The following is a 23,453-nucleotide window of genomic DNA, read 5'->3' on the forward strand; positions in this document are numbered from 1 at the left end:
GGTAAAAACGCATCGTCTTAATATAAAATTTACATTGCAATTTTGGATAAAAAAAAGCGATTGGAATAACCAATCGCCTCTTGTAATTTATTGAAAATCTTTTTCTTAGAAAGTATAGTTTAAAGTAAGTCTAAGATCTGAACCTGCTTTGTATGAAGTTACAGTGATATCTCCTACAGACTCTTTTCCAGGAACTTCTCCTTGTTCTTGTACACGCTTAAAAGTTGGGTTTAAAATGTTGTTGTAAATAAGACCTATTTTTAAGTTTTTAGTCAAGCTTGAGTTTACAATAAAGTCTAGTTTGTTTACGGCTTTATCTACCATGTTTCCAACTCTTGAAGTTCCAATTACAGCTAGTTTATCTGAAAAATAAGAATAAGATACCGTTGCTGAAAGATCTGTGTGTTCTGAAAACTCATTTAAAAATGATAAGTTGGCATTGGCAAGGAAATTAGAAGCTCCAGTTAATTTACTTGATGTAAAAGTAAAGTTAGCTCCAAAATCATTTTCATTGTTTACTTTATCATTGCTTAGATCTTGTTTCGTGTATAAGTATGATCCGTTTGCGTCAAAAGAAAGTTTTGTTTTTAAGTTGTCTCTTTTTTCAATTTCAAAAAGATCTTTTCTATACTCAACTTCAACCCCAGCTACTGTTCCTTTATCACCTGTATTTGCATAAGAAATATCATTTGAAGAAGAGTTCAAGAACATTTCGTTGATTGGATTTTGAATGATTTTACCAAAAGCAGTAACAGAAATTAACTCGCTTGCTTTAGGGAAAAACTCCCATCCTAAATCGAAATTATAATTAGTCGAAGCATATAATTTAGGGTTTCCTTCGTATGCTTGTGCAACATCTTCGTAAATAATTGGCACTTTTTCTTTAAACTGAGGAAGTGTATACGTTTTACTTGCAGAGAATTTTAAATTCTGTCTTTCATTCAAAGTATATTTTGAAATTAAGCTAGGTAAAATATTGAATTTAGAATCGTCAGAGTTTCCTCCAGACGGAACTGTTGTCGTAATATAGAAAACATTCTGATTCAATTGCTCTAATCTTGCTCCTAATATTACGCTTAATCTTTCAGTTAAAGAATATTGAACGTTAGCAAATGCAGCATTAATATCTAAATTCCCATTATAAGTTTGGTGAATTCTGTTTGAGTAAGATGAACCCCAATGTGCAGGATCTAAATAGTTATCTACATGGTGAATGTCTTCTTTTGGGAAAGAGATTGTAGTTCTGTTTGGGAAGAACGAAAACTGTTGCATATCGTAATCAACATCTTTGAATTTTCCTGAATAACCCACAGTTACTTTTCCTTTGTAAGTGTCGTCACTTCCTTTTTTGAAGTTATATGAAAGAGCAATATTTGCAGCAATTTCATTTTCTTTCAAGTCGTGAAAAAATCTGTGGTTATTAATGTTTGAATTCGTAAAAAACGTATAATCAATAGCATTAGGAGCATATACAAATGAGTTTTGCATACGATCTGGAATTGCACTGTCAGACATACTGTAGCCAACTCCCCAGTTTAAATTCCACTGGTCGTTGAATTTGCTTTTTCCTGTTAATTGGTTTACCACCAATTGAGTTCTTTCAAAAGTTCCACGTTTGATAAAACCGCTAATTTGCTGTTGAGCGTCTCCACCACCATCAAAGTTGATGTTAGTTCCTTCGTACTCGCTATAATCTTGCTCACTAGAGTTTAAGAATAAAGACGTAAAGAAGATCGAATGGTTTTTGTTGATTTTGTAATCAGCAGTACCCATAACTGTTGTTGTAGTGTTATGTTTGTAAGCTGTTCTGATAAAGTCAGAATAAATATCTCCGTCAGAAGTAATACCTCCTCGGCTGTAACCTTGAGTAAATTTGTTTTTTGCGCTGAAAGATCCTGTTACAAAAGCACCAATTGAGCTTTCGTCGTTTATTTGAAATCTTTTTCCTCCAGATAATGTATAAAAAGCGTTCAATACATTTTTGTTTTCTTGTCTATCCCAGCTTGTACCATAGCTATATGGCAATAGAGGAGAATCTGGTACACCAACTTTTTTAAATCCAGTATAACTTGGTCCGTCTTGTAAGTAGAAATGATCTTGACCTAAAACATTTGTGTTTGCACCAGTACCAATAGAAACATTGATGAAAGGTTTTCCGCTAAATTTCTTTGCAGCAATATCAATATTAGCTCCTCCAAAATCGGCGTAGTTTTGAGCTTCAAAAGTTTTACTTATTCCGATGTTATCTACAATGTTTGTAGAGAAAATCTCCAAAAGAATGTTTTTGTTTGCAGGGTTATTCGATGGCAACGGAAGGCCATTTAAAGTTGTTACGTTATAACGGTCACCTAAACCTCTTACGAATACATTTCCAGAATCATCTTGTTTAGAAACACCACTTACTTTCGCAACGGCATTTGCAACATCATTAACTCCTTTTCTTGCAATTTCCTCCGCACCAATAGCGGCTTTAAATTGAACTGCATTTTTTTGATCTAATAATAATGCAGATTCTTTTTGTTTGTTTCCAGCAGATGATTTTACCACTACATCTTTAAGAGTATAGCTTCCAGATGAAAGTCCTTGATTTATCACTACAGTTTCGTTTGCTTTAACCGCAACTGGAGCTTCTACAGATTCATATCCTAAGAAACTAAAAATTAAAGTATAATTTCCAGGATTTACGCTTAACGAATATTTTCCGTCTACGTCGGTATTTACGCTAATATTTGTACCTTTAACTAAAACATTAGCAAATGGCAGAGCTGCGTTGTTCATATCTTTGTCAGTCAGAACTCCAGAAATCGTACCTTTGTTTTGCGCGATCGAAATCGTACAGATAAATAATGCAATAAAGAGAAATCTTAAATTGAATTTCATTTTTTTTCAGTGTTGTGTTTGTGTCTTATTATTTTTGTGCAAAGAAAGAACCGCTCTGTGAAGTCCATGTTACCGACTTGTTATGTTTTTGTGTTGTTAAGATTATCAAATTGTTACGAGATTAAATTACGGTTAACACCATTTTTTAAAGGTTCTTTTGTTAGTATATTTACCCTGTGAAATAAGAAATATCGAATGTTTAATGAAGAAGTTTCGATATAAAAATCTCAATTTTTGCTATTTATGAAAAAAACACAAACTAAGATTTTATTAGTTGACGACGAACCAGATATCTTAGAAATCGTTGGCTATAACCTTGCTCAGGAAGGCTACCAGATTGTTACAGCTTCTAACGGAAAAGATGCTATAGCAAAAGCACAGAAAGAGCTGCCAGAATTAATCATTATGGACGTGATGATGGCAGAAATGGACGGAATGGAGGCTTGCGAGCATATTAGAAAAATTCCAGAATTAAATAATGTTATCATAACATTCCTTACAGCAAGAAGTGAAGATTACTCTCAAGTAGCTGGTTTTGATGCCGGTGCCGATGACTATATCACAAAGCCAATTAAACCAAAATTATTGGTCTCAAAAGTAAAGGCGCTGTTAAGAAGGTTAAAAGAACAAGAAGTTGTTACAGATACTTTAAATGTAGGCGGAATCGAGATTAACCGTGAGGAATACAAAATCATAAAAGGCAATGTAGAAATTGCTTTACCAAGAAAAGAATTCGAATTATTCTATTTATTGGCTTCAAAACCAGGGAAAGTTTTCAAAAGAGACGAAATCCTGGATAAAGTTTGGGGCAATGAAGTTGTAGTTGGAGGAAGAACAATAGATGTTCATATCAGAAAGCTACGCGAAAAAATAGGCGAAGATCTTTTTAAAACCATAAAAGGTGTTGGTTACAAATTTGAAGTTTAGTATTTCTATAAAAAAGTGAACCATATAAGTAATATAAGTTCATTTAAAATTATAGTTTACTTTAAAATAAAAAAGCTCATTTTTGTCAAAGTCTTGACTTTGATAAAGGTGGGCTTTTCAAAATTATTATTTATTCCAAAAAAAAGTTATTTTTAAATGAACTTATATTGCTTATATGGTGAAAAATAATCTTTAATTGGTTTTAATATTTAACTATTTCAATGAAAATTAATTTTAAGAAAACATACAAATTTGCCATAAAATCGGCATTGTATATCAGTCTCTTTACAACAGCATTTGTACTGATGTTAATGTCATTATTTTATAAAAATCAATTAAAACATCAAGTTGCGTTTGGAATCATTTTCATAATCGTAATCTATATTTTCTCTTTTCTGGTTTTGCAATATCGTGTAGAACGCTTTATTTACCGAAGAGTAAAGAAAATTTACGATGAGGTTTCGCTGTTAGAATCAACAACTCTTATCAATCAGCCGATTAATACTGATATGGAAACGCTTTCAAGGGAAGTGAAAAAATTCGCGACCGATAAAAAGCTCGAAATCGAAATGCTCGAAATCCGCGAACAATATAGAAGAGAATTTTTAGGAAACGTTTCTCACGAACTAAAAACGCCTTTATTTACGGTTCAAGGCTACGTCTCAACTTTACTTGACGGAGCAATGGATGATAAAAATATTAGAAAGAAATATTTAAAACGCGCTGAAAAAGGAGTAGAGCGTCTTATCTATATAGTAGAAGATCTGGATATGATAACCAAATTAGAATCGGGCGATTTAGATTTGAATATGACTGATTTTGATATTGTTGAATTAATTCAAAATGTCTTTGAACTTCTTGAAATGAAAGCCGATAAAAAGAAAATTAAATTGGCTTTTGAAAGTAAAAATGTGCAGTCTGTAATGATTAGAGGAGATCAAGATAGAATTCAGCAAGTGTTGGAAAATCTAATTGTCAATTCTATTAAATACGGAAAAGAGGGTGGTCTGACTGAAGTTGGAGTTGTAAATTTAACCAAGAAAAAAGTTTTAATACGTATTAGCGATAACGGAGAAGGTGTTGAAAAACAAAATATTCCAAGACTTTTTGAACGTTTTTACCGAGTGGATAAAAGCGGAACTCGTTCTGAAGGTGGTTCAGGTTTAGGTTTGGCAATTGTAAAGCATATTATTGAAGCGCATAAAGAGAAAGTTTATGTAGAAAGTGAGTTCGGAATTGGTTCTGAATTCTCTTTTACTCTTGAAAAAGCAAATAAAGCATCAAAAATTGACGTTAAAAAATCGTAACACCTTTTTTGCTAAAAGCCTTAGAACAAAGGTGTTTAACAATAAATAAACATTCCGATTTAGGTCGTAACATTAAATTTTTATTATAGTAACATCTGGTTAATGATTTCTTAACATAGGTGCTCCATCTTTGCATCCTGAAATTAAGGGAATTACAGAACTAATGATAAAAAGAAAACTTTTAGCCGTTTTATTACTGTTAGCTTGTGCTGCAAATGCACAGGAAACAAACAAGCAAGAACTGAATAAACAGGATGTAAAAAACGAAGTAATGCGTATTTTAGATTCCATCAACAAAGCAAAACTTCCAGAAACTAAATCTGGAGGAGGAGTTGAGGAACATTGGTATGACAGAATCTCGTTAAGAGGTTATGCACAAATTAGATACAATGGTCTGTTTTCTACAAACGATAAAGTTTCTTGCGAGCAATGTGATAGATCTTGGGGAACAACTTCTACGGCTCCAGATGCAAAAGCAAACAACGGACTTTTTATTCGCCGTGCCCGTTTAGTATTTTCTGGACAAGTGCATCCAAATGTATTTTTCTACTTTCAGCCAGATTTTGCGAGTTCACCGTCAAGCGGAGTGAATAACTTCGTTCAGATTCGTGACTTGTATTTTGATCTTTCTTTCGACAAGAAAAAAGAATATCGAGTACGTGTTGGACAGAGTAAAATTCCATACGGATTTGAGAACATGCAGTCAAGCTCACAGCGTTTAACTTTAGACCGCGCTGATGCAATTAACTCTTCAATTTTGAATGAGCGTGATTTAGGAATATTCTTTTATTGGGCTCCAGCCGAAATCAGACAGCGTTTTGAAATGCTGGTTAAAGACGGTTACAAAGGTTCTGGAGATTTTGGAGTTTTTGCACTAGGTGTTTACAACGGTCAAATCGCAAACAAATTGGACGGAAATAGAGATTTAAATGTGGTGGCAAGAGTAACTTATCCTTTTGTTATTGGAAGTCAGATTATAGAACCTGGAATTCAGGCTTACACTGGAAAATGGGCTTTTACGGGAGAAGTTTCACCTGGAGTTACGGTTAACGATCCTCAATATGTAAAAGATCAGAGAGTTGGTGCAACTTTCGTTTTATACCCAAGACCTTTTGGAATCCAAACTGAGTACAACATCGGAACTGGACCTCGATACAATACGCTTACCAATACAATCGACCAAACCGATTTGAATGGAGGTTATGTTTTGTTAAACTATAAATGGGATATTAAAAAGCAGCATATCTATCCTTTTGCCAAATTTCAATATTATGACGGAGGGAAAAAATACGAGAAAGATGCTAGAAGCTACGTAGTTAGAGATTTCGAGTTTGGTGTTGAATGGCAACCAATCAAAGCATTCGAATTCACAGCTGAGTATGTGGTTGCAGACCGAACTTTTGAAGACAGCGTTTTGCCAGTAAACAGACAGCAAGGAAATGTTTTAAGATTGCAAGTGCAGTTTAATTTCTAAAATCAGTACGAAGATAAAACAGATTCGCTTTCGCGAAGACGCGGATAAAAACTGACTTTTTATTTGAGAAAAAATTCAATTGCCTCCAGCTTTAGCTGGAGGTTTTTTTTATTGTAGTAATAAGGCTTTAGCCAAATTAGTTTGATGCAATTATGCAGTCTTGTCTTCAAAAACCTTAAATAGCGAATCCCAGTCAATATTATTTTCAAATTGGGATAATCCTTTAAACGACTTTACTTTTGATAAATCTTCAAGGGTAAAATTATCCTGCATGGCATACGGTACAAGATTTTCTTCTTGAAGTTTTATTGCTAGATATTCTTGCTCATATTGACCCGGCGTCGGAATAAAAAAGGCTTTTTTGCCTAGCTTAGCCAAATCCATAACAGTAGTATAACCCGAACGGCACAATACAAATTCACTTTCGTTAAAAGTTTGCTCCAGCTGTTTCGAGTTCATGAAATTATAATAAGTGACATTTCCAGCCTGCCATTTTTCTTGTGACTTTTCTACTTTTCCCTGTACAAAAACCACTTTTCCAGGATATTTTGCCGCCTCTCTCTGCAGTTTTTCATCCAAAAAAGTGCGCTGAGGTTCTGGTCCAGACAATATAATCATCATATCATATATTTTTGGAGTATCCTTTTTCTTCATACGGCTCAACGGACCAATATATCTTAGATTCAGTTCATTATTTTTTAAATGGCCTAAATCGCCAGTAAGGTTAATTTTTCCGTTAGTATCGGGAACCCAACATTCATTATATTTCTTTATAAAATACTGATGGCATTTACTAGTAAACCAAGTCGTATTTCCCGTCATTACATTCAATTGATGCGTCATAAAAACCGAAGGTACTTTTTTGCTGAAAACCCCCAATCTATTATCTGAGATTATTCCATCAATCCCGTGCTTTTTTACCCAATGATTGACCATTTTTTTCTCATCCAAAACGGCAGTAATCATTTTCGGAAGATTTTTAATCAGCTTCCATTTAAAGTTTTTGCCATTCTTAGCATATTCAATATGATAAGAAGGCAGTTCTAAAGTTTGTATATAAGGAAATTCTTTTCGTAACAGAGCCAGCGCAACACCATCGGAAGCGATAATCGGAATATAATTATTCTCTTGAAGCGCTTTGATAATAGGAATGCATCGAGTGGCATGCCCAAGTCCCCAATTTAATGGAGCCACTAAAATAGTTTTATTCGCAGAATAATCTATGCTCATTTTTTGACAGTTTTAAAAACGAAGATAGAAAAATATGTTTTTTATGTTATTTCGGAGGTATTACGAAATTATTAATTTAAGGTGTTAAGTTTCCGAGTTGCTAAGCTTCTAAGTTCAAAGATTTTCTGTTTAGAAAACAAGAAAGCCGAACTATAAGTTCGGCTTAATTTGTTAATCTTAGAAGCTTAGCAACTCAGAAACTTAATCCTGAATATACGTTTTATTTCCATTTTTGTTAATATAGTATTTACCGCCTCTTGGACCAGTATATACTTTTTTACCATTGTATTCGCCAGTTACTTTGTCTGGAACAGACGGCGCTTTTTCGTTAGTTTCTTTTAAAGTTTTACTAGCCGATTTTTTAGCAGCTGTTGCGTCTTTCTTTGTAGCCTCAGCTTTTACAGTTGTTTTCTTGGCATCGGCTTTAGCTTTATCGGCAGAGCTTTTTGCTTTGTCAGCCGTACTTTTTGCTTTATCAGATTCTAAAGTAGCTTTTTTTGCATCAGCTTTAGCTTTAGTCGCTTGTTTGTCGGCAGTCTTTTTTACTGCGTCAGCAGATTCTTTTTTTGCTTTTGTCGAAGCAGCTTTTGCATCATCTGCTGCTTTTTTAGATTTTGTGGCTTCTTTTTTTGCATCAGCCGAAGCTTTGTCTGCACTTGCTTTCGCTTTTTTCGCCGAAGTTTCAGTTTTACTTTTCGTAGTTTTTGCAGTTGTTTCCTGAGCATAAAAATTAGAAGAGAAAGCAACCATCAAACATAACAATACTAATTTTTTCATAAGGCTAAAAGTTTAAATTTCAATTAAAATTAAACAATTTATTGTCATCTTTTTCGCAGTACATTAAAAATATGCACGAAGCTGGACATTTCCTGTGTGAATCGTATTTCCCGTTTCGCTTTTTCTCCCTTGATAATTTAAATTGATATCCAAAAAAGACGTAATGTTCTTTTGCAGAAGCAGTTTCCAAACCAAATTTGATCCCGCTTGAAGTCCTTCGAGCATCTGAAAACCGACCGACGAAAATTCATTTCCATTAAATTTATTTTCATAAAAAGAGAATTCTCCATTCACCGTAACTTTCTTTTCGCCTGCATAAGAAAAAGAAGTTCCAATTCTATTTTGGTCTAAAGTTTCGAGATTCCCAATTTGATTTTTTTTGTTTTGAAGCTCATAAAAGAAGTCCAATTTGGTGTTTTTAGAAAATAAATAACTGACTTTTGGTGCCAGCTGCCAACCTTGAATATCATAATTTTTCTCGACAAAATCTTTTGAAACCAAATCGGTTTTTATGGTTTTAGTGAAGAAATTAAATAGCCAGCTATTTTGGTATAAATGGGTGTACTGAATTTGATGCGAATAATTCTGTACATGCTGTGAACCAACAGAAAGCAGACTTTTGCCTTTATTTATAAGATAAGAATACGTAACCGAATGTTTTTGCTTGCCTCGGTTGTAAAATAAACTATTTCTGAAACTCGAATTCAGTCCTAAAATATTTTCTTCTGATGAATCAAACGGGTTGAGTTCTAGTTTTTCGCCATCACTTTTTACCTTTCGATCCATTATGAAAGAAGTCTGATTGTAAAAATAAGACAGCAGTTTTTTAAACCCTTTTTCATTTTGCCATTGTAACGGATTCAGAGTTAAAGACTGCGAAAACTTATTTTGATTAGTTTTAATGTAAATCTGATTCGGTAAAAAGACTCTAACATAACGCGCCTGATCTTGGTAAACTGCAACTTCAAATTCTTCCAATTCCTGAATTCCGTTGCCATTATAATCATTCCAAGTATAAACTCCTTGACCAGTCGGAACTTCTACATAAGTGAATTCTTGCTGTGCAATAGTTCCTGAACTAGTTTCATAAGCCGTTCCGATTTGCATGAATTGGTTAAAAAAACGATCGTTGTAAAGAATTCTTGAATTTAAAGAAGGTTCATTCTGCTTCGATTTATCAGTAAAATCTAAATTTCGGTAACTGGCATAAACTGCCAAATCGGTTGTTTTGTTCTGAATCAGTTTTGATTTTAAATAATACGTCTGCGAATTATTGACATGCTGTAATAATCCATTTTGCAAACTATCGTTTCGTCTTTGAAGAAAACCAACTTCCACAAAAACTTTAGTGCTGTCGCCACGTCCTGTAAATACACCGTATTCTGAAAATCTTTGACTTAAAGCCGAAAATTGATTGGTAACTTTATCTTTTTCCTGATTATCTTCCAATTGCATAGTTCCTCCAACCCAGTTTTTACCAAAATGATATTTGGTTCTGGTTTGGTTTCTAATGAATTTTGAAGTAGAAGCTGTCGCATCAGAATTGAGGAAACTGCCATTGTTTTCGATCGTCCAATTTTTTAATTTGAATAAAGCGTTTGTTGTATGCCTTGCCCCAGAATAGCTTTCACTATAATCTAATTTTTCAAATTGATAAGTCAGCAAACCAATGTTTGATGTTTCTTTTTTCGAAAACAAATCAAAATTTAAACCCGTGACCAAAAGACTCTGATTGCCATATTGCGTTCCCGTTAAATTCCAATCACGATTAAATTCAATATTGTACAAACGTTCTACCGATTTAAAATTTTGCTGCACATATTGATAATTCGCGAAAGCGTCTAAATTCCAACTTCTAGAAAAAAGACGTTTTTTTAGATTGGTTTTAAAAGCCACTCCTTCATTATTAGCATCATCAATTCCAGAAAATAAATTCTGATCATTATTGCTGACAGCCAATTCAAAATCAACCAGCGTTTTCTCATTCGGATTGTATTTTCCTAAAAACGTTGCCACCTGAAGTTTCATTGGCGCGACAAGTTGTACAATTGGTTCGTAGTTTCCTTGTAGGATTCCGTTAACTGGTTCTACATATTGATAAATACGTTCAACAGAATTATTATTTTGAATGATATAATTTCCGGCATTTGCACCAACTTGACTAAATCTTACATTGTACAAAACATCGGCAGGATTATTCGAATATTCATAAACTTCAACCGAATTGACAAGTATTTTTTTGTATAAAATTTTATTCTCAGCATACGTGTCTTCGTAGGCAGAAGGCGCTTTCATCAAATTGACATCGTCTCCCGCCTGACCTAAAATCTGAACTTGTTCCGGAGAAAGATTTTGCTGTAAAGGCTGATTTTTCATATCATTTTCAGAATATAAATAACCGCCAAAACTCCAATTTTTGTTTTCGTGCGTTGCGCCTGCATAAGTAACTAAACGGTTATAATTTCGTTCAGAATATTGATATTCGACATTAATACGCATTTCTGAAGTAATGGTAAAAAGCGAAGTAAAGACAATTTCTCCCGCATTGTAATCAATCACATAATCGTTGTTTTCTCCACGTTTTAATAAAACGCCATTTACATAAACACGTTCTGAACCCGAAATAACGAGAACATACAATTCGCCGTTTTGGCCTTTTAGTTTGTACGGACCTTGATTGCTTTCCTGACCCGTAAAAGTACTTTTGGCATATTGGCCTTTTACAAAAGCGACGGAAGCAAAAACATTGGTTTTACTTTTTTCGGTATCAAAATCAAAGTTGGCAGAAAGTCCCTGAACCTTTTTATTAAAGCCTAAAAATTGAGTTTTCCTATTTTCTAAAAAAACATCGCCGGCGCGAATGTTCCAATCATCGCTAAAAAGTTCGATAAAAATATTATCAAATTGATCGAGCTTTTGAGAATAACCGCCATCTTGCAACGGAATATTGTTGTCCTGAAGAGAAGCTCTTAAACTTACTTTGTCTGAGAGTTTTCCTGTAATCTGTAAATCTAAATTGGAGTTTAAAACTGTACTTTGATTATTACCAACCGTAACGCCACGTGTAATACTTCCAGAAGTTTCGAGGCCGTCAAAAGGAGTTGCTTTTTTGGGGTTTGAGTAATTGTCTATTCGGTATAATTTATCTGTTCCGACATCACCGCTTACAATCTGATCCGATTTGTAAAGACTGTATTCTTTGGTCAAGAAATCTGGGTAATTAAGATAATTAACAATTAAAGTATCTGAAGCAGATTGGAATTTTTCGTTAAAAAGCAAATATCCTTTTTGAAAATCGATCTTATAAAAAGTCGAATCAATAGGCTCATTTTTAGTATTCAGAATCTGGAAAAATCCAGAGTTGATGGACATTTTTTCAAGCTGAATTGTGTCTTTTGAAACGATTACTTTTTTGGTTTTGTACAGCGATTCGGTTTCCTGAGCCTGAAGCGCAGAAAACCAGAAGAAAACCGTCAAAAACAGTAATTTTTTCAACATAAATACTCTAACTCTAAAAAGTCAAAAGTAGTATTTATAATTGGGAATTGTTGTGTTGTAAATTTTAGTTTTAAATCTCTAGACAACAATAGTTTGATAGATATTAATGAGCAAACAATATGAAGATTAACAATACTAAAATTAGTATAATCATTACGAGTACTGAATTTGGATTTGCAAAGTTGGTCGTCCAACCAAATTCTTTAATTTTTTTTGGAGGAAACAATCTCGGGTCTTCAGGGTTGTAATAAAACATTCCCCAAACCCAATTATCTGGATCATTTTGCCAATTGTTTTTTTCTTCTTCAGATGGTTCTCGATTGTAAGACATTTTTTAAAGATACAAATTTTGCAAGATATATTAAATTGGAAATCTAAAGTGCAACTATACAGGTAAATTATATTCTCCTTGGTTGTAACTGTCAATTATTTTTTTGCCGTCAGCGATATCTTTTTCGAGTACTTTTAAAAGGACAGGAGCATTCCCTCCAGCAGAGACAGACCAAGGCTGAATATTTACCATGTATTCGTTAGCAATAAAAACAGGAATGCCGTTATTTTCCAATAAATTTTTAATATTCATTGTTTCAATATAAGAACCTCTAAAAATTTCTACCATGATTGAAAATGTCTTGATATGATATATGAATAGTATAAATATTGATGTAAAAAATGAGAATTAGGATTCTATATGATGAGAAATTGAGGAATTGAAGCATAATAGGTGAGACAGCTACTTGATATTACGAATTACTTTGCTTTGCATTTCTTTCTTTTTTTATTTCACTTCTATAGCTTAAGCAAACTGCAATAAATGTTAATACTGGTCCAATAGAATTTCTAAAATCTGAAAATGAAATATCTTTTATGCTTTCCTTTTTCAATATAGGACTTAAATCTAATGCGATAAATACTAGAATTAAAAAAAGGAGAAGTAATATTGTAATTTTTTTTGTTGTCATCAATTCTTCTGGTTCATTAGTTTATTTTTTTCTCCAATAATCGCTGTAAAAGTTGATATCTTTCATTAATTCGTCATGATTGCCAAATTTAGATATCGTTTTATTTTCTAATGCATAAATTAATATGGCACAATCTCTTTTTATTTTCAAATTGTTTAATGTTTAATAAAAAATAATCCATCTGTTACAAAGAGCGGATTATGTAAAAGATGCTTTACTTTAAAACCTTAAAAATATGTCTCCACTGAATAAAACTTCCAATTGCTAATAATAGCATTGCTAAAGCATTAAATAAAAGATAGAACTCTTTAGTCTGTATATATCTATAAATATGATAACCAGTTAATCCACATGCTATATATAAAATAGCAAAGTATAGCCATTTTCTAAATTCTAAGTTAGGTTTTTTCATTTTTTGTGAGATAAGATTAGTAGGCTCTTGCTGTTCCAAGTGATCCAAGTATAAAAGTTGCTGCAAAAAGGCCCGCACCTCCTGTTGTTACGATAAACGCTGCCCCTACAATTCCTAATGCTAGTCCAGCTAGACCTATTCCGCAATCAATTCCACCACCACCGCCACCTTCCTGTGGAGGATGATATACTACTTGTGTACCACCTTGTAAATTTTCCATTTGATTTAACTCTAACTTTTTCATAATACTCAAGATTTATTGATTAATATTTTCAAATTTATAGAAGATTCAAAAAAAGTCTCAACCGAAAATCGGTTATTAATAACCTAAATTCGAATAATTGTAAAATAATTCTTATGTTTATATTTGTTTTTTAAATTGTTAATTATGAATAAAATTGTAGGATATAATCTAAAAGTTTTGAGGAAATCAAAGAATATGTCACAAGAAGAGGCCGCAGATCATTTGCAAATTTCACAATCGGCTTATGCGAGAATGGAACGTGGGGAGAGCACATCTTGGGCTATCCATTTTAATAAAATATGTCAGATTTTTGAAATATCTCCAGAAGAATTGGTTAGAAAAGGATTAGGAGATTCTGTTTATGAAAGTCTAATGAATACAGAACGACAGACAGAAATTGCGATGTTAGGAGTTTATAGAAAAATTATAAAGCAATATGAGTTGCAAATTGAAGATTTGAAAACCATTATAAAGCACTTAAATAAAGGTAAAAATTAAATAAGGGGAGTTAACTTTTTCTTCTTTTCAGTTGTGTATAGGTTATAAGAATTCCAACTGTAGAGAGAAAAGGGCCAATCACTAATCTAAAATCGGAGTATGAAATATCTTTAATGTTTTTTGTAAGCAACGGACTTAAAGATATAGCTATGTACAATAAACCAAGAATAATGAAAACTAATAAAAAGCTCTTTTTGCTCATTTTAAGTTCTTTAGAAAGAAAAGTAAATATAATTAAAAAACAGATAAATTAAGAAAATCCTTTCGAAATAAAAAAGGCTTCACAATTAAGTGAAGCCTTTTCAATAATCTTTGAATTAAATAATTACCTTTTGCAATATTAGATTAATTCTTTAGTGACAATCTGCATAGTTTCGCGGCTAACTTGTTTTAATAAAACTTCTTTGTTAGCTTCAACAGTTTGCGCTGCCTCTTCTGTAAAGTGACGGATTGTGTATAAGGTTACATTTTCGCTGTATTCTACTTTGAATTTTTTAGAAAGAATAGCATTCAATTCTGGGAAATTTCCAAATTTATCTTCCACACAAACAGAGAAACTAATTGCTGAGTTCTGAATCAAGTTTACTTTGATTTTAAATTCGTGGAATAAACCAAAAATCTCACTGATGTTTTCTTCCATAATAAAAGAGAAATCAATTGATGAAAGCGATATTAAAAGCTGTTCTCTTTTTACGATAAAGCATGGGTATTGTGGCTCTAAATCAACTCCTTTAGAAACACAAGTTCCTTTTAATAGTGGGTTGATAAAAGATTTTACGTATAATGGAATTTCTTTTTTCTGTAATGGCTGTAATGTTTTTGGGTGAATAACCGTTGCTCCGTAAAATGCCAACTCGATAGCTTCACGATATGAAATCTGGTTTAAAAGACTTGCATTTTCGAAATAACGCGGATCGGCATTCATAACTCCAGGAACATCTTTCCAGATCGTTACACTTTCTGCATTTAAGCAATAAGCAAAAATTCCAGCAGTATAATCAGAACCTTCACGGCCAAGAGTAGTCGTAAAGTTGTTTTCGTCAGCACCTAAGAAACCTTGTGTAATGTTTAATTGTTTTCTTGGAACATTTTTACTGATGTTTTGTTGAGTTGTTTCCCAGTCAACTTCTGCATCTCGGTAGTTTGCATTAGTTTTAATGAAATTACGAACATCAAGCCATTGTGTCTGAATTCCTCTAAAATTCATATAATGACTTAAGATATTAGTCGAAATTAATTCCCCAAAACTTACCACCTGGTCGTAAACAAAGTTGTAATTTGGAGATTTATTATGAGCCAGGAAGTACTCTAATTCGTCAAATTGAGCATTTACAGCTGCAAAAACTACATGATTTTCATCTTCAAACAAATCCAATAAGATCTGATTGTGGTATTTTTTAATTTCCTGAACAGAAGCATTTAATTCTGTCGATTTTTCAAAGTAATTCTTGATTACAACTTCGAGAGCATTTGTAGTTTTTCCCATCGCAGAAACTACCAAAATCACGTCTTCATAACCCACTTTTTGTAAAACGTCGTATACGTTTTTAATTCCATCCGCATCCTTTACTGATGCACCACCAAATTTAAATACTCTCATTTTTAATTTTAGATTTTTTAGATTTTTTTTCCGCCACGAATTCACGAATTATTTTTTTCTAATCTTTACGAATAAAAATTCGTGAATTCTTGGCGAATAATATTTTTATAATTTTTCTAAGAACGAATTAATTCCAGCTTGATCCATTTGCACTACCCTCCAAGTGTCAAGGATTTTAGCTCCCGAATTTTCATAGAATTTTACGGCTGGAGTATTCCAATCCAAAACATTCCATTCTACTCTTCTAACATTGTCTCTTTTTCCTTGTTTCATGATTTCGGCATAAAGAGCAGAACCTAGACCTGTGCCTCGCATCTTTTCTTTTACGATCAAATCTTCAAGGTGAATTGTTTTCCCTTTCCAGGTAGAATAGCGGTAATAATACAACGCAATTCCAACAATTTCTTTTTTTTTTTCTTCATTTTCGATCTCCGCTACAAAAACATTAAATAATGGTTTTTCGCCAAATCCGTCACGCACTAAATCTTCCTCTGTAATGACAACCGCATCAGGTTCTTTTTCGAATATAGCCAGCTCCTGAATAAGCCCTAACACCGATTTCATGTCTTCAGGATTTCCTTTTCTAATATTCATATATTCCTATTTTTAACTATTTAATATCTAAAAAAGCATCATTTTAGCTAGTGCTTTTTGCAGATTATTAGCAAATATACAATAGTAGCAAACTAACAACATAATTTTTAAATCATTCTCACAAAATAAGCGATATTTGTGACTTAAAAATAAAACTATAACGATTTAGAAATGGAAGAACGCAATAAAACACTGGGAGAGTTTATTATTGAGAACCAAAAAGCATTTCAGTATTCGTCGGGAGAACTCTCGCGAATTATCAACTCTATTCGATTGGCAGCAAAAGTGGTCAATCATAAAGTAAACCAAGCGGGTTTAGTAGATATTGTGGGAGCGGCAGGCGAACAGAATATTCAAGGTGAAGACCAGCAAAAATTAGATGTCTATGCAAACGAAGTATTTATCCAGACGTTAATAAACCGTGAGATTGTCTGTGGTATTGCTTCTGAAGAAAACGACGATTTTATTACTGTTCAGGGGAGCGACAACAGTCATAATAATAAGTACGTGATCTTAATGGATCCGCTTGACGGATCTTCAAACATTGATGTAAATGTTTCTGTGGGAACTATTTTTTCTGTTTTCAGAAGAGTAACTCCAATAGGAACTCCGGTAACTAGCGAGGATTTTTTACAACCGGGAATCAATCAAGTTGCAGCAGGCTACGTAATTTATGGAACTTCAACAATGCTTGTGTATACAACTGGACACGGGGTAAATGGTTTTACATTGAACCCAGCGATAGGTACCTTTTATCTTTCGCATCCAAACATGAAATTTCCAGAAAACGGAAATATTTATTCGGTAAACGAAGGAAACTATGTTCATTTTCCGCAGGGAGTAAAAAATTACATTAAATACTGCCAGCGTGAAGAAGGAGACAGACCTTATACTTCAAGATATATTGGAAGTTTAGTGGCTGATTTTCATCGAAATATGATTAAAGGTGGAATTTATATTTATCCAACAAGTTCAAAAGCACCAAAAGGAAAATTACGTTTGTTGTACGAATGTAATCCTATGGCGTTTTTGGCAGAACAAGCAGGAGGAAAAGCAACAGACGGTTTCGGAAGAATTATGGAAATCCAGCCAACTGAATTGCACCAAAGAGTGCCTTTCTTCTGCGGAAGTTATAATATGGTAGAAAAAGCAGAGGAATTTATGGCTGAAGCGAATTAAAGTTTTTTCGATTCAAGTTGCTTTTGACTATAAAGAACAAACCCGACAGTTCAAACTTGTCGGGTTTTATTTTTAAGATAAATTAAAAAAAAAGACGCAACCATTTTTAGTTTTGTCAATCTTTAAAAAGAACCAATCGTTTATGAGAAATTATGGATTAATTTTTTGTAAGCGACTTAAAACTAATCAAAAACCAAAAAGTAAATTATTATGAAGAAAAAACTATTAATGATTCTGTTCGGAGTGTTTTCAGCTGTCTTTGTTGCCTGCAGTAGTGATGAGGTTAAAGATCTGCCAACGGGACCTTCTGGAGATGTGATTAAACTTTCTAAGAAGGAAGTTTCTTTTACCGCAGAAGCCAACACAATTACGATTACTACAGAATATAAAGGATGGTGGGTAAATGGTTTTGCATTAGACAAAGTAAGAATTGATAAAGGAACTGTAAATTTGTCTGCTGAAAATTTTATCTTTAAAAATGATGTTTTTGAGGTAGAAAGGAAAAACGGAAACACCTTGATTGTTGCCATGAGCAAAAATACAACGGGTACAGAAAGAATTCTTACTATAGGATTGCAATCAGGAAATTATTTTGATAGTATAAATATCACGCAGTCGAAATAAAAGACTTAAAAAAAGCAACCCCGATAAAACCAATTATCGGGGTTGCTTTTTAAATTTCATTTTATAGTCCAGTTTCAGTACAAAAACTGAATACTAAAAACTGATTACTGAATACTATTTATGCATATGTTGCATTTCGTAGATAAAAGTATCTGCATCGACTTTATTGTCAACCAATGATAATGCTTTTGCAATGATATAATCTACGTTACTTGGTGTGAATCCTAACGCAACACTTATTTTTTTCAATAATACTTCTTGTTTATCTTCAAGATGGTGATCAACATGAACCATTCTTGTTAAATCATATAAACGCTCTAAACGCTGAACATATGAATAAGGTGGATTGATCGGATATTTTAAAGGATCGCTAAGAATTTCTTCATATTCCGATTCTGTAATTTCTAAACGAGAAGCAAGTTTATCTAAAAAGGCTTTTTCTTCTGGATAAACAATTCCATCAGCCAAAGCTACACGAACAATAGCAGAAAAGTGTCCTTTGTTTCTTTGCTTGAATTCGCTATCAAATAATTCTGAAAATGACATAATTGTAAAGTTTTTGTAAAACAAATATAGCCTTATTTTTAAATTATCGATTTTAAAATTCTCATAAAATTTAACTTTTCTTTATTGAAGGATTTGATGTCTTCAATATTTAAGTTTGAAAATTAATCGTAAGTTTACAACCCCTAATTATTTAAATTATAGATTACCTATGTCACAATTTTGGATTTATTTTCAAATAGGATTGAAACACGTTTTAGATATCAATGCTTACGATCACGTTCTTTTTTTAATCGCCTTAACTGTTCCGTATCTTTTTAAAGACTGGAAAAGAATTTTTTTATTGGTTTCTCTTTTTACAATTGGCCATACTTTGGCTTTAGTGCTTTCTGTTTACGGTATAATTGCCATAAAAGTAGACGTCGTAGAATTCCTGATTCCGATTACAATTCTGGTAACAGCTCTTTATCATTTATTTACTGCAGGAAAGACTTCAAAAAATGATGGCGTAAATCTGGTATTTTTCATAACTTTATTCTTTGGAATTATTCACGGACTAGGTTTTTCTAATTATTTCAAAACAATTTTAGGTGGTTCGGCTACCTCAAAATTGTTGCCTTTAGGAGAATTTGCTTTAGGAATAGAAGCTGCTCAGCTAGTAGTAGTTTTTGTTGTTCTGGTAATTTCATATATAGTGCAGACTGTTTTCCGTTTTTCAAAACGCGACTGGGCACTTGTAATGTCGGCTTTTATTATTGGAGTTGTAATTCCGATGATTATTGAAAGCCCAATTTGGAACAGATAAATTAAATGGAAGTAAAAAAACTGAATAAATACGATAAAGCATATCTGCGAATTGCAAAAGAGTGGAGTCTGCTTTCTTACTGTAAACGTAAACAAGTTGGTGCTATTATTGTAAAAGACAGAATGATCATTTCTGACGGTTACAACGGGACACCTTCTGGATTTGAAAATTGCTGTGAAGATGAAGATGGATTAACACGCTGGGATGTTTTACATGCCGAAGCAAATGCAATCCTGAAAGTAGCAAGATCAACACAATCTTGTGAAGGGGCGACATTATATATCACACTTTCGCCTTGCAAAGAATGCAGTAAATTAATACATCAGTCTGGAATAAAAAGAGTGGTGTATAAAGATGGATATCGTGATGATTCTGGAATTCAATTTTTAATAAAAGCAGGTGTAGAAGTAGAGCATATTCCTGTTTTAGAAGAGTAATGAAATTTAATCCAAAATATTTGCCAATAGTAATAGGAGCAACTTTTGCTCTTGGAACAATTGCCGGAAGCTTGATGAATGCTCCCGCAAGCGAACAGCTTTTGGCTAAAAATTACTCTAAAACCAAACTTAACAAACTCATTGATTTTATCAATACAGAATATGTTGATAGTGTCAACACCGATTCGATTGTAAATCTTACAGTCGATAATATTCTTTCCAAATTAGATCCGCATTCTGTTTATATTCCGCCAAGTGAACAAGCTGAGGTTGCAGAAAGCATGAAAGGTGATTTCGTCGGAATCGGAATCAATTTTTATATGTATAAAGATTCGGTTGCGATTATAAAACCGGTTGAAAATGGACCTTCAGCTAAAGCAGGAATAAAATCTGGTGATCGAATTTTATTTGCAGGGAAAACCAAATTATATGGTAGAAAATTACCTTCAGATAGTTTGTTTTCTAAATTAAAAGGACTTCAAGGTTCAGAAATCGAATTGACTGTTTTTAGAAAATCAGAACAGAAGAAACTGAAATTTAAAGTAAAACGAGATGTCATTCCGATTAAAAGCGTTGATGCTTCATTGCTGGTTGGAAATAGCGTTGGATACATCAAAATAAACCGTTTTGCAGAAACTACTTTTAACGAATTCAAAACAGGATTAACAAGATTAAAACAAAAAGGAATTCAATCGCTTGTAATTGATCTTCGCGATAATGGCGGCGGTTATATGGAAGAAGCGATTGCTATTGCTGATGAGTTTTTAAAAGATAAACAGTTAATTGTTTTCACGAAAAGCAAAAACGGTTCTACTGAAAAAACATACGCAACAAAAGCAGGAAGTTTTGAAACTGGAAAAGTGTATGTTTTAATTAATGAAAATAGTGCTTCTGCGAGCGAAATCTTAGCTGGAGCAATTCAAGATAATGACCGCGGAACGATCGTTGGACGTCGTTCTTTTGGAAAAGGTTTAGTACAACGTGAAATGGACTTTAATGACGGATCTGCAGTGAGATTGACTGTAGCGCGTTATTATACACCAACGGGAAGATCTATTCAGAAACCGTATAAAAAAGGAAACGAAGAATATTTTAAAGAATCTGAAGCAAGAATTGCTACTGGGGAACTTTATGCAAAAGACAGTATAAAAGTGGCCGATTCTTTAAAATTCAAAACTCCGAAAGGAAAAATAGTTTATGGCGGCGGCGGAATTGTTCCAGATGTTTTTGTTCCGATGGAAGCAGAGCACGGAAATGAAAATGTTGCTTATTTGTTGCAAACAGGAATTGTGGGACATTTTGTTTTTGAAGAATTAGATAAAAATAGAAATGCTTTTGCAGGAGATAGTTTTGCTGAGTTTTTAGCTAAAATGAAAAGTTCAGATACATATTTTAAGAAATTCAAGAATTATATCTTGATGACAGGTCTGGATCTGAAATTGGATAAAACAAAAGCGTTAGTAAACCGTCATATTACAGCTGAATTCGCACGACAGCTGTTTGGAGAATTGTATTATTATGATGTAATCTTAAAAGAAGATGCCATGATAAAAACAATTCTGACTCCGAAGAAATAACTTCAATCTTTATATCATGAAAATAGAAACCGTTGTTGATGCAGAAATCGAACTCTTGACTGCAATTAAAAAATCGGATGTTATGGCTTTGGAAACAATCCTTCATGATGATTTATTGTTTAATATGCCCGACGGACAAACCATCACTAAAGATTTCGATTTACAAACATACCGTACTGGAAAAATTAAAATTGATTCTTTGGAAGGTTCAGATCAAATCGTGAATATAATTGGCGATTCGGCTGTAGTTACTGTTACAGTCGCGTTAAAAGGGGCTTATGATGGCAATCCGATTAACGGAGTTTTCAAGTATATAAGAGTCTGGAAAAAAATAGGAAAAAATCTAAAAGTTATAGCAGGAAGCTGTGTTCAGCTGGCATAAATTTTGGTTAAAAATATATAGCCACAGATTAAAAGATTAACACAGATTATAATCTTTTTTAATTCTCTTAATCTGTGGCAAAAAAAGATATCGTAATCTTGGAGATTATTCAAATTTAAATTCTTAAAACATGAAAAACCTAAAAAGAATAAGTTTCTTACTGCTTGTAATGACTTTTATAATCTCTTGCACCACTATGAAAAACGATACGAATGCTATAGTTTCAGGAAAAGTTGATGGCATAGAAGCAGGTAAAGATGGTTATACAGCCAAAATTACAACAGATGCTAAAGAAGTATACTTTGCCACAATCAGTATTGTAAATGTGGGAGGACCTCAAAACTACAAACAACTAAAAATTGGAGATGTGGTGTCTGTAAAAGGAGAAAAATGGAAAACGGAAGAAGAAAACCACATTAAAGTAACAGAGATCGTTTCGGTTAAATAAATTAACCATAAAATTTTAAAACCATTAAGAGATTAAGTTTATTAAGCTTGTATAGCCTGTTTTCTTAATCTCTTAATGGTTTTTTTCTGTTTGGAGTTTTTTCTTAATGTAACTTGGTAAATAAGTTTGTGTCAGAATAAAACTTAATTTTTCTTAATCTCTTAATGGTAAAAAAAAAATTATCGAATACTATCGTGAGCGTGAGTCTGCACACCGTTATTCCATAAAGTGAGAATATCTGTTGCTACAGCAGCGCCACTTCCGGCAGCAATTGCCAATTGACTTCTCCAACCAGCTAAAGTTCCGATTGCATAAATGCCGTCAGCTACTTTATGATCTTCATTTTTAAGTTGAATTCGTTGTTTTTCTGGAAGTGCTTTTTTGTGAGGTTCAACAAACTGCATTAAACCTTCAATGTCGAAAGTGTTGGCAGAGCCAATTCCGACCACGATATTTTTTGTTTTGTATAAATTTTTGTTGGTTACTACGGTAAATTCAGGATAACTGCCCTCAATTTTTATTACTTTTTCATTTGGAATCTGAGTAATGTGTGGGTAAGTTGTGGCTAAATCCTGTGTGCTTTCTGTTAAAAGTTCAGAACCTAATTTTCCTGGTGTAATTCCGTAAGCGTTATAAAAGATTGCCTCTTGTAAAGAAGAATTTTTCTGGTGGGTAAAAATTCCGATTTTTTTATCAGTAACAAAAGTTTTGTTTTTTGCGGACCCTAAGACAAGAGCACATGACATTCCAGATACTCCTCCGCCGATAATTAAAACATCAAACATATTATCTGTTGTCATTCATTTTTTCTTCAATTCTTTTTGAAATTCTAAAGATCAAAAGAATCAAAACAGCGCAAAATGAAGCGGCGATTCCAATAAAAGCTACCATACTATCTCCTTGGAAAGGGTTCTGAAAGTCTAATAGCGTAATATTAAAAACGATTAAAGCTAATGCCAAAAGCACTAAGATTGAAGTGAAAATTTTCATAAGGTTGTTTTGTTTTTGCCTAAAATAATAAAGTAAAACTTATGGAGAAATGTCCTAAAGTTGTATTTTAGAAATTTTACGGGGTAAATTTATAAAAATAAATT

General features: G+C 33.0%; 25 protein-coding genes. 11 read left to right on the plus strand and 14 right to left on the minus strand.

What is annotated here, in order from left to right:
* Positions 1-105: 105 nt before the first annotated feature.
* Complete coding sequence (locus JI750_RS07080) at positions 106-2,880, minus strand: TonB-dependent receptor (RefSeq protein ID WP_201999609.1); 2,775 nt, start codon at positions 2,878-2,880, stop codon at positions 106-108.
* Between the two features lie 243 nt (positions 2,881-3,123).
* On the opposite strand from JI750_RS07080, the gene JI750_RS07085 reads away from it, so the two are divergent.
* From JI750_RS07085 to JI750_RS07095, 3 genes are all read left to right on the plus strand, one after another.
* Positions 3,124-3,807 carry a response regulator transcription factor gene (locus tag JI750_RS07085; protein ID WP_008465097.1) on the plus strand — a complete coding sequence of 228 codons (684 nt, stop codon included), beginning with the start codon at positions 3,124-3,126 and terminating at the stop codon, positions 3,805-3,807.
* A gap of 221 nt (positions 3,808-4,028) precedes the next feature.
* On the plus strand, positions 4,029-5,114 hold the full coding sequence (locus tag JI750_RS07090) for a sensor histidine kinase (protein WP_095928272.1): 1,086 nt from the start codon (positions 4,029-4,031) through the stop codon (positions 5,112-5,114).
* Between the two features lie 163 nt (positions 5,115-5,277).
* The gene (locus JI750_RS07095) at positions 5,278-6,588 is read left to right on the plus strand and encodes a porin (protein ID WP_201999611.1); all 1,311 of its coding nucleotides are present in this window, start codon (positions 5,278-5,280) and stop codon (positions 6,586-6,588) included.
* Positions 6,589-6,738: 150 nt separating this feature from the next.
* On the opposite strand, the gene JI750_RS07100 is transcribed toward JI750_RS07095, so the two are convergent.
* The 7 genes from JI750_RS07100 to JI750_RS07130 all read right to left on the minus strand — a co-directional run bounded on the left by JI750_RS07100 (position 6,739) and on the right by JI750_RS07130 (position 13,711).
* Positions 6,739-7,818 carry a glycosyltransferase gene (locus tag JI750_RS07100; protein WP_201999613.1) on the minus strand — a complete coding sequence of 360 codons (1,080 nt, stop codon included), beginning with the start codon at positions 7,816-7,818 and terminating at the stop codon, positions 6,739-6,741.
* A 201-nt stretch (positions 7,819-8,019) separates the two neighbouring features.
* The gene (locus tag JI750_RS07105; RefSeq protein ID WP_201999615.1) at positions 8,020-8,595 is read right to left on the minus strand and encodes a hypothetical protein; all 576 of its coding nucleotides are present in this window, start codon (positions 8,593-8,595) and stop codon (positions 8,020-8,022) included.
* Positions 8,596-8,658: 63 nt separating this feature from the next.
* Entirely contained in the window at positions 8,659-12,093 is a 3,435-nt protein-coding gene (locus JI750_RS07110; protein WP_201999616.1) for a DUF8818 domain-containing protein, read from the minus strand.
* A gap of 103 nt (positions 12,094-12,196) precedes the next feature.
* Positions 12,197-12,424, minus strand: coding sequence for a DUF5808 domain-containing protein (locus JI750_RS07115; RefSeq protein WP_201999618.1), 228 nt, complete (start codon positions 12,422-12,424; stop codon positions 12,197-12,199).
* A gap of 54 nt (positions 12,425-12,478) precedes the next feature.
* On the minus strand, positions 12,479-12,712 hold the full coding sequence (locus JI750_RS07120) for a putative signal transducing protein (protein WP_201999620.1): 234 nt from the start codon (positions 12,710-12,712) through the stop codon (positions 12,479-12,481).
* 557 nt (positions 12,713-13,269) lie between these two features.
* A complete protein-coding gene (locus JI750_RS07125; protein WP_201999622.1) occupies positions 13,270-13,467 on the minus strand; it encodes a hypothetical protein in 198 nt (65 codons plus the stop codon).
* Positions 13,468-13,483: 16 nt separating this feature from the next.
* Entirely contained in the window at positions 13,484-13,711 is a 228-nt protein-coding gene (locus JI750_RS07130) for a hypothetical protein (RefSeq protein ID WP_201999624.1), read from the minus strand.
* Positions 13,712-13,855: 144 nt separating this feature from the next.
* Between JI750_RS07130 and JI750_RS07135 the strand changes: the two genes are divergently transcribed.
* Positions 13,856-14,209, plus strand: a complete 354-nt coding sequence (locus tag JI750_RS07135; protein ID WP_201999626.1) for a helix-turn-helix transcriptional regulator — start codon at positions 13,856-13,858, stop codon at positions 14,207-14,209.
* Positions 14,210-14,219: 10 nt separating this feature from the next.
* Here JI750_RS07135 and JI750_RS07140 read toward each other — a convergent pair whose 3' ends face one another.
* The 3 genes from JI750_RS07140 to JI750_RS07150 form a co-directional block, all read right to left on the minus strand.
* Entirely contained in the window at positions 14,220-14,411 is a 192-nt protein-coding gene (locus tag JI750_RS07140) for a hypothetical protein (protein WP_201999628.1), read from the minus strand.
* 138 nt (positions 14,412-14,549) lie between these two features.
* A complete protein-coding gene (locus JI750_RS07145) occupies positions 14,550-15,809 on the minus strand; it encodes an aspartate kinase (protein ID WP_201999630.1) in 1,260 nt (419 codons plus the stop codon).
* Positions 15,810-15,914: 105 nt separating this feature from the next.
* Positions 15,915-16,403 (minus strand): GNAT family N-acetyltransferase, encoded by a 489-nt coding sequence (locus JI750_RS07150; RefSeq protein ID WP_201999632.1) that lies wholly within the window; start codon positions 16,401-16,403, stop codon positions 15,915-15,917.
* 171 nt (positions 16,404-16,574) lie between these two features.
* On the opposite strand from JI750_RS07150, the gene fbp reads away from it, so the two are divergent.
* Positions 16,575-17,582, plus strand: coding sequence for a class 1 fructose-bisphosphatase (gene fbp / locus JI750_RS07155; RefSeq protein WP_111365855.1), 1,008 nt, complete (start codon positions 16,575-16,577; stop codon positions 17,580-17,582).
* A gap of 210 nt (positions 17,583-17,792) precedes the next feature.
* Positions 17,793-18,206, plus strand: a complete 414-nt coding sequence (locus tag JI750_RS07160; protein ID WP_201999634.1) for a hypothetical protein — start codon at positions 17,793-17,795, stop codon at positions 18,204-18,206.
* 114 nt (positions 18,207-18,320) lie between these two features.
* Here JI750_RS07160 and JI750_RS07165 read toward each other — a convergent pair whose 3' ends face one another.
* Complete coding sequence (locus JI750_RS07165) at positions 18,321-18,752, minus strand: TerB family tellurite resistance protein (RefSeq protein ID WP_201999636.1); 432 nt, start codon at positions 18,750-18,752, stop codon at positions 18,321-18,323.
* A gap of 169 nt (positions 18,753-18,921) precedes the next feature.
* Between JI750_RS07165 and JI750_RS07170 the strand changes: the two genes are divergently transcribed.
* The 5 genes from JI750_RS07170 (at position 18,922) to JI750_RS07190 (ending at position 22,359) form a co-directional block, all read left to right on the plus strand.
* Complete coding sequence (locus JI750_RS07170) at positions 18,922-19,515, plus strand: HupE/UreJ family protein (RefSeq protein WP_201999638.1); 594 nt, start codon at positions 18,922-18,924, stop codon at positions 19,513-19,515.
* 5 nt (positions 19,516-19,520) lie between these two features.
* Entirely contained in the window at positions 19,521-19,952 is a 432-nt protein-coding gene (locus JI750_RS07175) for a deoxycytidylate deaminase (RefSeq protein ID WP_012022621.1), read from the plus strand.
* Positions 19,952-21,529 (plus strand): S41 family peptidase, encoded by a 1,578-nt coding sequence (locus tag JI750_RS07180; protein WP_201999640.1) that lies wholly within the window; start codon positions 19,952-19,954, stop codon positions 21,527-21,529. Before JI750_RS07175 ends, JI750_RS07180 begins: the two co-directional genes overlap by 1 nt.
* Before the next feature lie 16 nt (positions 21,530-21,545).
* Complete coding sequence (locus tag JI750_RS07185; protein WP_201999642.1) at positions 21,546-21,911, plus strand: nuclear transport factor 2 family protein; 366 nt, start codon at positions 21,546-21,548, stop codon at positions 21,909-21,911.
* Positions 21,912-22,041: 130 nt separating this feature from the next.
* On the plus strand, positions 22,042-22,359 hold the full coding sequence (locus tag JI750_RS07190) for a hypothetical protein (protein ID WP_201999644.1): 318 nt from the start codon (positions 22,042-22,044) through the stop codon (positions 22,357-22,359).
* Between the two features lie 179 nt (positions 22,360-22,538).
* Here the strand turns inward: JI750_RS07190 and JI750_RS07195 are convergent, their stop codons facing one another.
* On the minus strand, positions 22,539-23,144 hold the full coding sequence (locus tag JI750_RS07195; protein WP_201999801.1) for an FAD-dependent oxidoreductase: 606 nt from the start codon (positions 23,142-23,144) through the stop codon (positions 22,539-22,541).
* A gap of 1 nt (position 23,145) precedes the next feature.
* A complete protein-coding gene (locus JI750_RS07200) occupies positions 23,146-23,349 on the minus strand; it encodes a hypothetical protein (RefSeq protein ID WP_095928256.1) in 204 nt (67 codons plus the stop codon).
* Positions 23,350-23,453: the final 104 nt, after the last annotated feature.

It is taken from the genome of Flavobacterium tagetis, from assembly GCF_016735615.1.
Classification (GTDB): domain Bacteria; phylum Bacteroidota; class Bacteroidia; order Flavobacteriales; family Flavobacteriaceae; genus Flavobacterium; species Flavobacterium tagetis.

Excerpts from the sequence above, each read along its gene's own strand:
- JI750_RS07195 (WP_201999801.1), bottom strand. The coding sequence starts at position 23,144 with ATGTTTGATGTTTTAATTATCGGCGGAGGAGTATCTGGAATGTCATGT.
- JI750_RS07130 (WP_201999624.1), bottom strand. The coding sequence starts at position 13,711 with ATGAAAAAGTTAGAGTTAAATCAAATGGAAAATTTACAAGGTGGTACA.
- JI750_RS07095 (WP_201999611.1), top strand. The coding sequence starts at position 5,278 with ATGATAAAAAGAAAACTTTTAGCCGTTTTATTACTGTTAGCTTGTGCT.
- JI750_RS07090 (WP_095928272.1), top strand. The coding sequence starts at position 4,029 with ATGAAAATTAATTTTAAGAAAACATACAAATTTGCCATAAAATCGGCA.
- JI750_RS07085 (WP_008465097.1), top strand. The coding sequence starts at position 3,124 with ATGAAAAAAACACAAACTAAGATTTTATTAGTTGACGACGAACCAGAT.
- JI750_RS07125 (WP_201999622.1), bottom strand. The coding sequence starts at position 13,467 with ATGAAAAAACCTAACTTAGAATTTAGAAAATGGCTATACTTTGCTATT.
- JI750_RS07120 (WP_201999620.1), bottom strand. The coding sequence starts at position 12,712 with ATGGTAGAAATTTTTAGAGGTTCTTATATTGAAACAATGAATATTAAA.
- fbp (WP_111365855.1), top strand. The coding sequence starts at position 16,575 with ATGGAAGAACGCAATAAAACACTGGGAGAGTTTATTATTGAGAACCAA.
- JI750_RS07140 (WP_201999628.1), bottom strand. The coding sequence starts at position 14,411 with ATGAGCAAAAAGAGCTTTTTATTAGTTTTCATTATTCTTGGTTTATTG.
- JI750_RS07170 (WP_201999638.1), top strand. The coding sequence starts at position 18,922 with ATGTCACAATTTTGGATTTATTTTCAAATAGGATTGAAACACGTTTTA.
- JI750_RS07165 (WP_201999636.1), bottom strand. The coding sequence starts at position 18,752 with ATGTCATTTTCAGAATTATTTGATAGCGAATTCAAGCAAAGAAACAAA.
- JI750_RS07160 (WP_201999634.1), top strand. The coding sequence starts at position 17,793 with ATGAAGAAAAAACTATTAATGATTCTGTTCGGAGTGTTTTCAGCTGTC.
- JI750_RS07080 (WP_201999609.1), bottom strand. The coding sequence starts at position 2,880 with ATGAAATTCAATTTAAGATTTCTCTTTATTGCATTATTTATCTGTACG.
- JI750_RS07145 (WP_201999630.1), bottom strand. The coding sequence starts at position 15,809 with ATGAGAGTATTTAAATTTGGTGGTGCATCAGTAAAGGATGCGGATGGA.
- JI750_RS07180 (WP_201999640.1), top strand. The coding sequence starts at position 19,952 with ATGAAATTTAATCCAAAATATTTGCCAATAGTAATAGGAGCAACTTTT.
- JI750_RS07115 (WP_201999618.1), bottom strand. The coding sequence starts at position 12,424 with ATGTCTTACAATCGAGAACCATCTGAAGAAGAAAAAAACAATTGGCAA.
- JI750_RS07100 (WP_201999613.1), bottom strand. The coding sequence starts at position 7,818 with ATGAGCATAGATTATTCTGCGAATAAAACTATTTTAGTGGCTCCATTA.
- JI750_RS07175 (WP_012022621.1), top strand. The coding sequence starts at position 19,521 with ATGGAAGTAAAAAAACTGAATAAATACGATAAAGCATATCTGCGAATT.
- JI750_RS07150 (WP_201999632.1), bottom strand. The coding sequence starts at position 16,403 with ATGAATATTAGAAAAGGAAATCCTGAAGACATGAAATCGGTGTTAGGG.
- JI750_RS07135 (WP_201999626.1), top strand. The coding sequence starts at position 13,856 with ATGAATAAAATTGTAGGATATAATCTAAAAGTTTTGAGGAAATCAAAG.
- JI750_RS07190 (WP_201999644.1), top strand. The coding sequence starts at position 22,042 with ATGAAAAACCTAAAAAGAATAAGTTTCTTACTGCTTGTAATGACTTTT.
- JI750_RS07185 (WP_201999642.1), top strand. The coding sequence starts at position 21,546 with ATGAAAATAGAAACCGTTGTTGATGCAGAAATCGAACTCTTGACTGCA.
- JI750_RS07110 (WP_201999616.1), bottom strand. The coding sequence starts at position 12,093 with ATGTTGAAAAAATTACTGTTTTTGACGGTTTTCTTCTGGTTTTCTGCG.
- JI750_RS07200 (WP_095928256.1), bottom strand. The coding sequence starts at position 23,349 with ATGAAAATTTTCACTTCAATCTTAGTGCTTTTGGCATTAGCTTTAATC.
- JI750_RS07105 (WP_201999615.1), bottom strand. The coding sequence starts at position 8,595 with ATGAAAAAATTAGTATTGTTATGTTTGATGGTTGCTTTCTCTTCTAAT.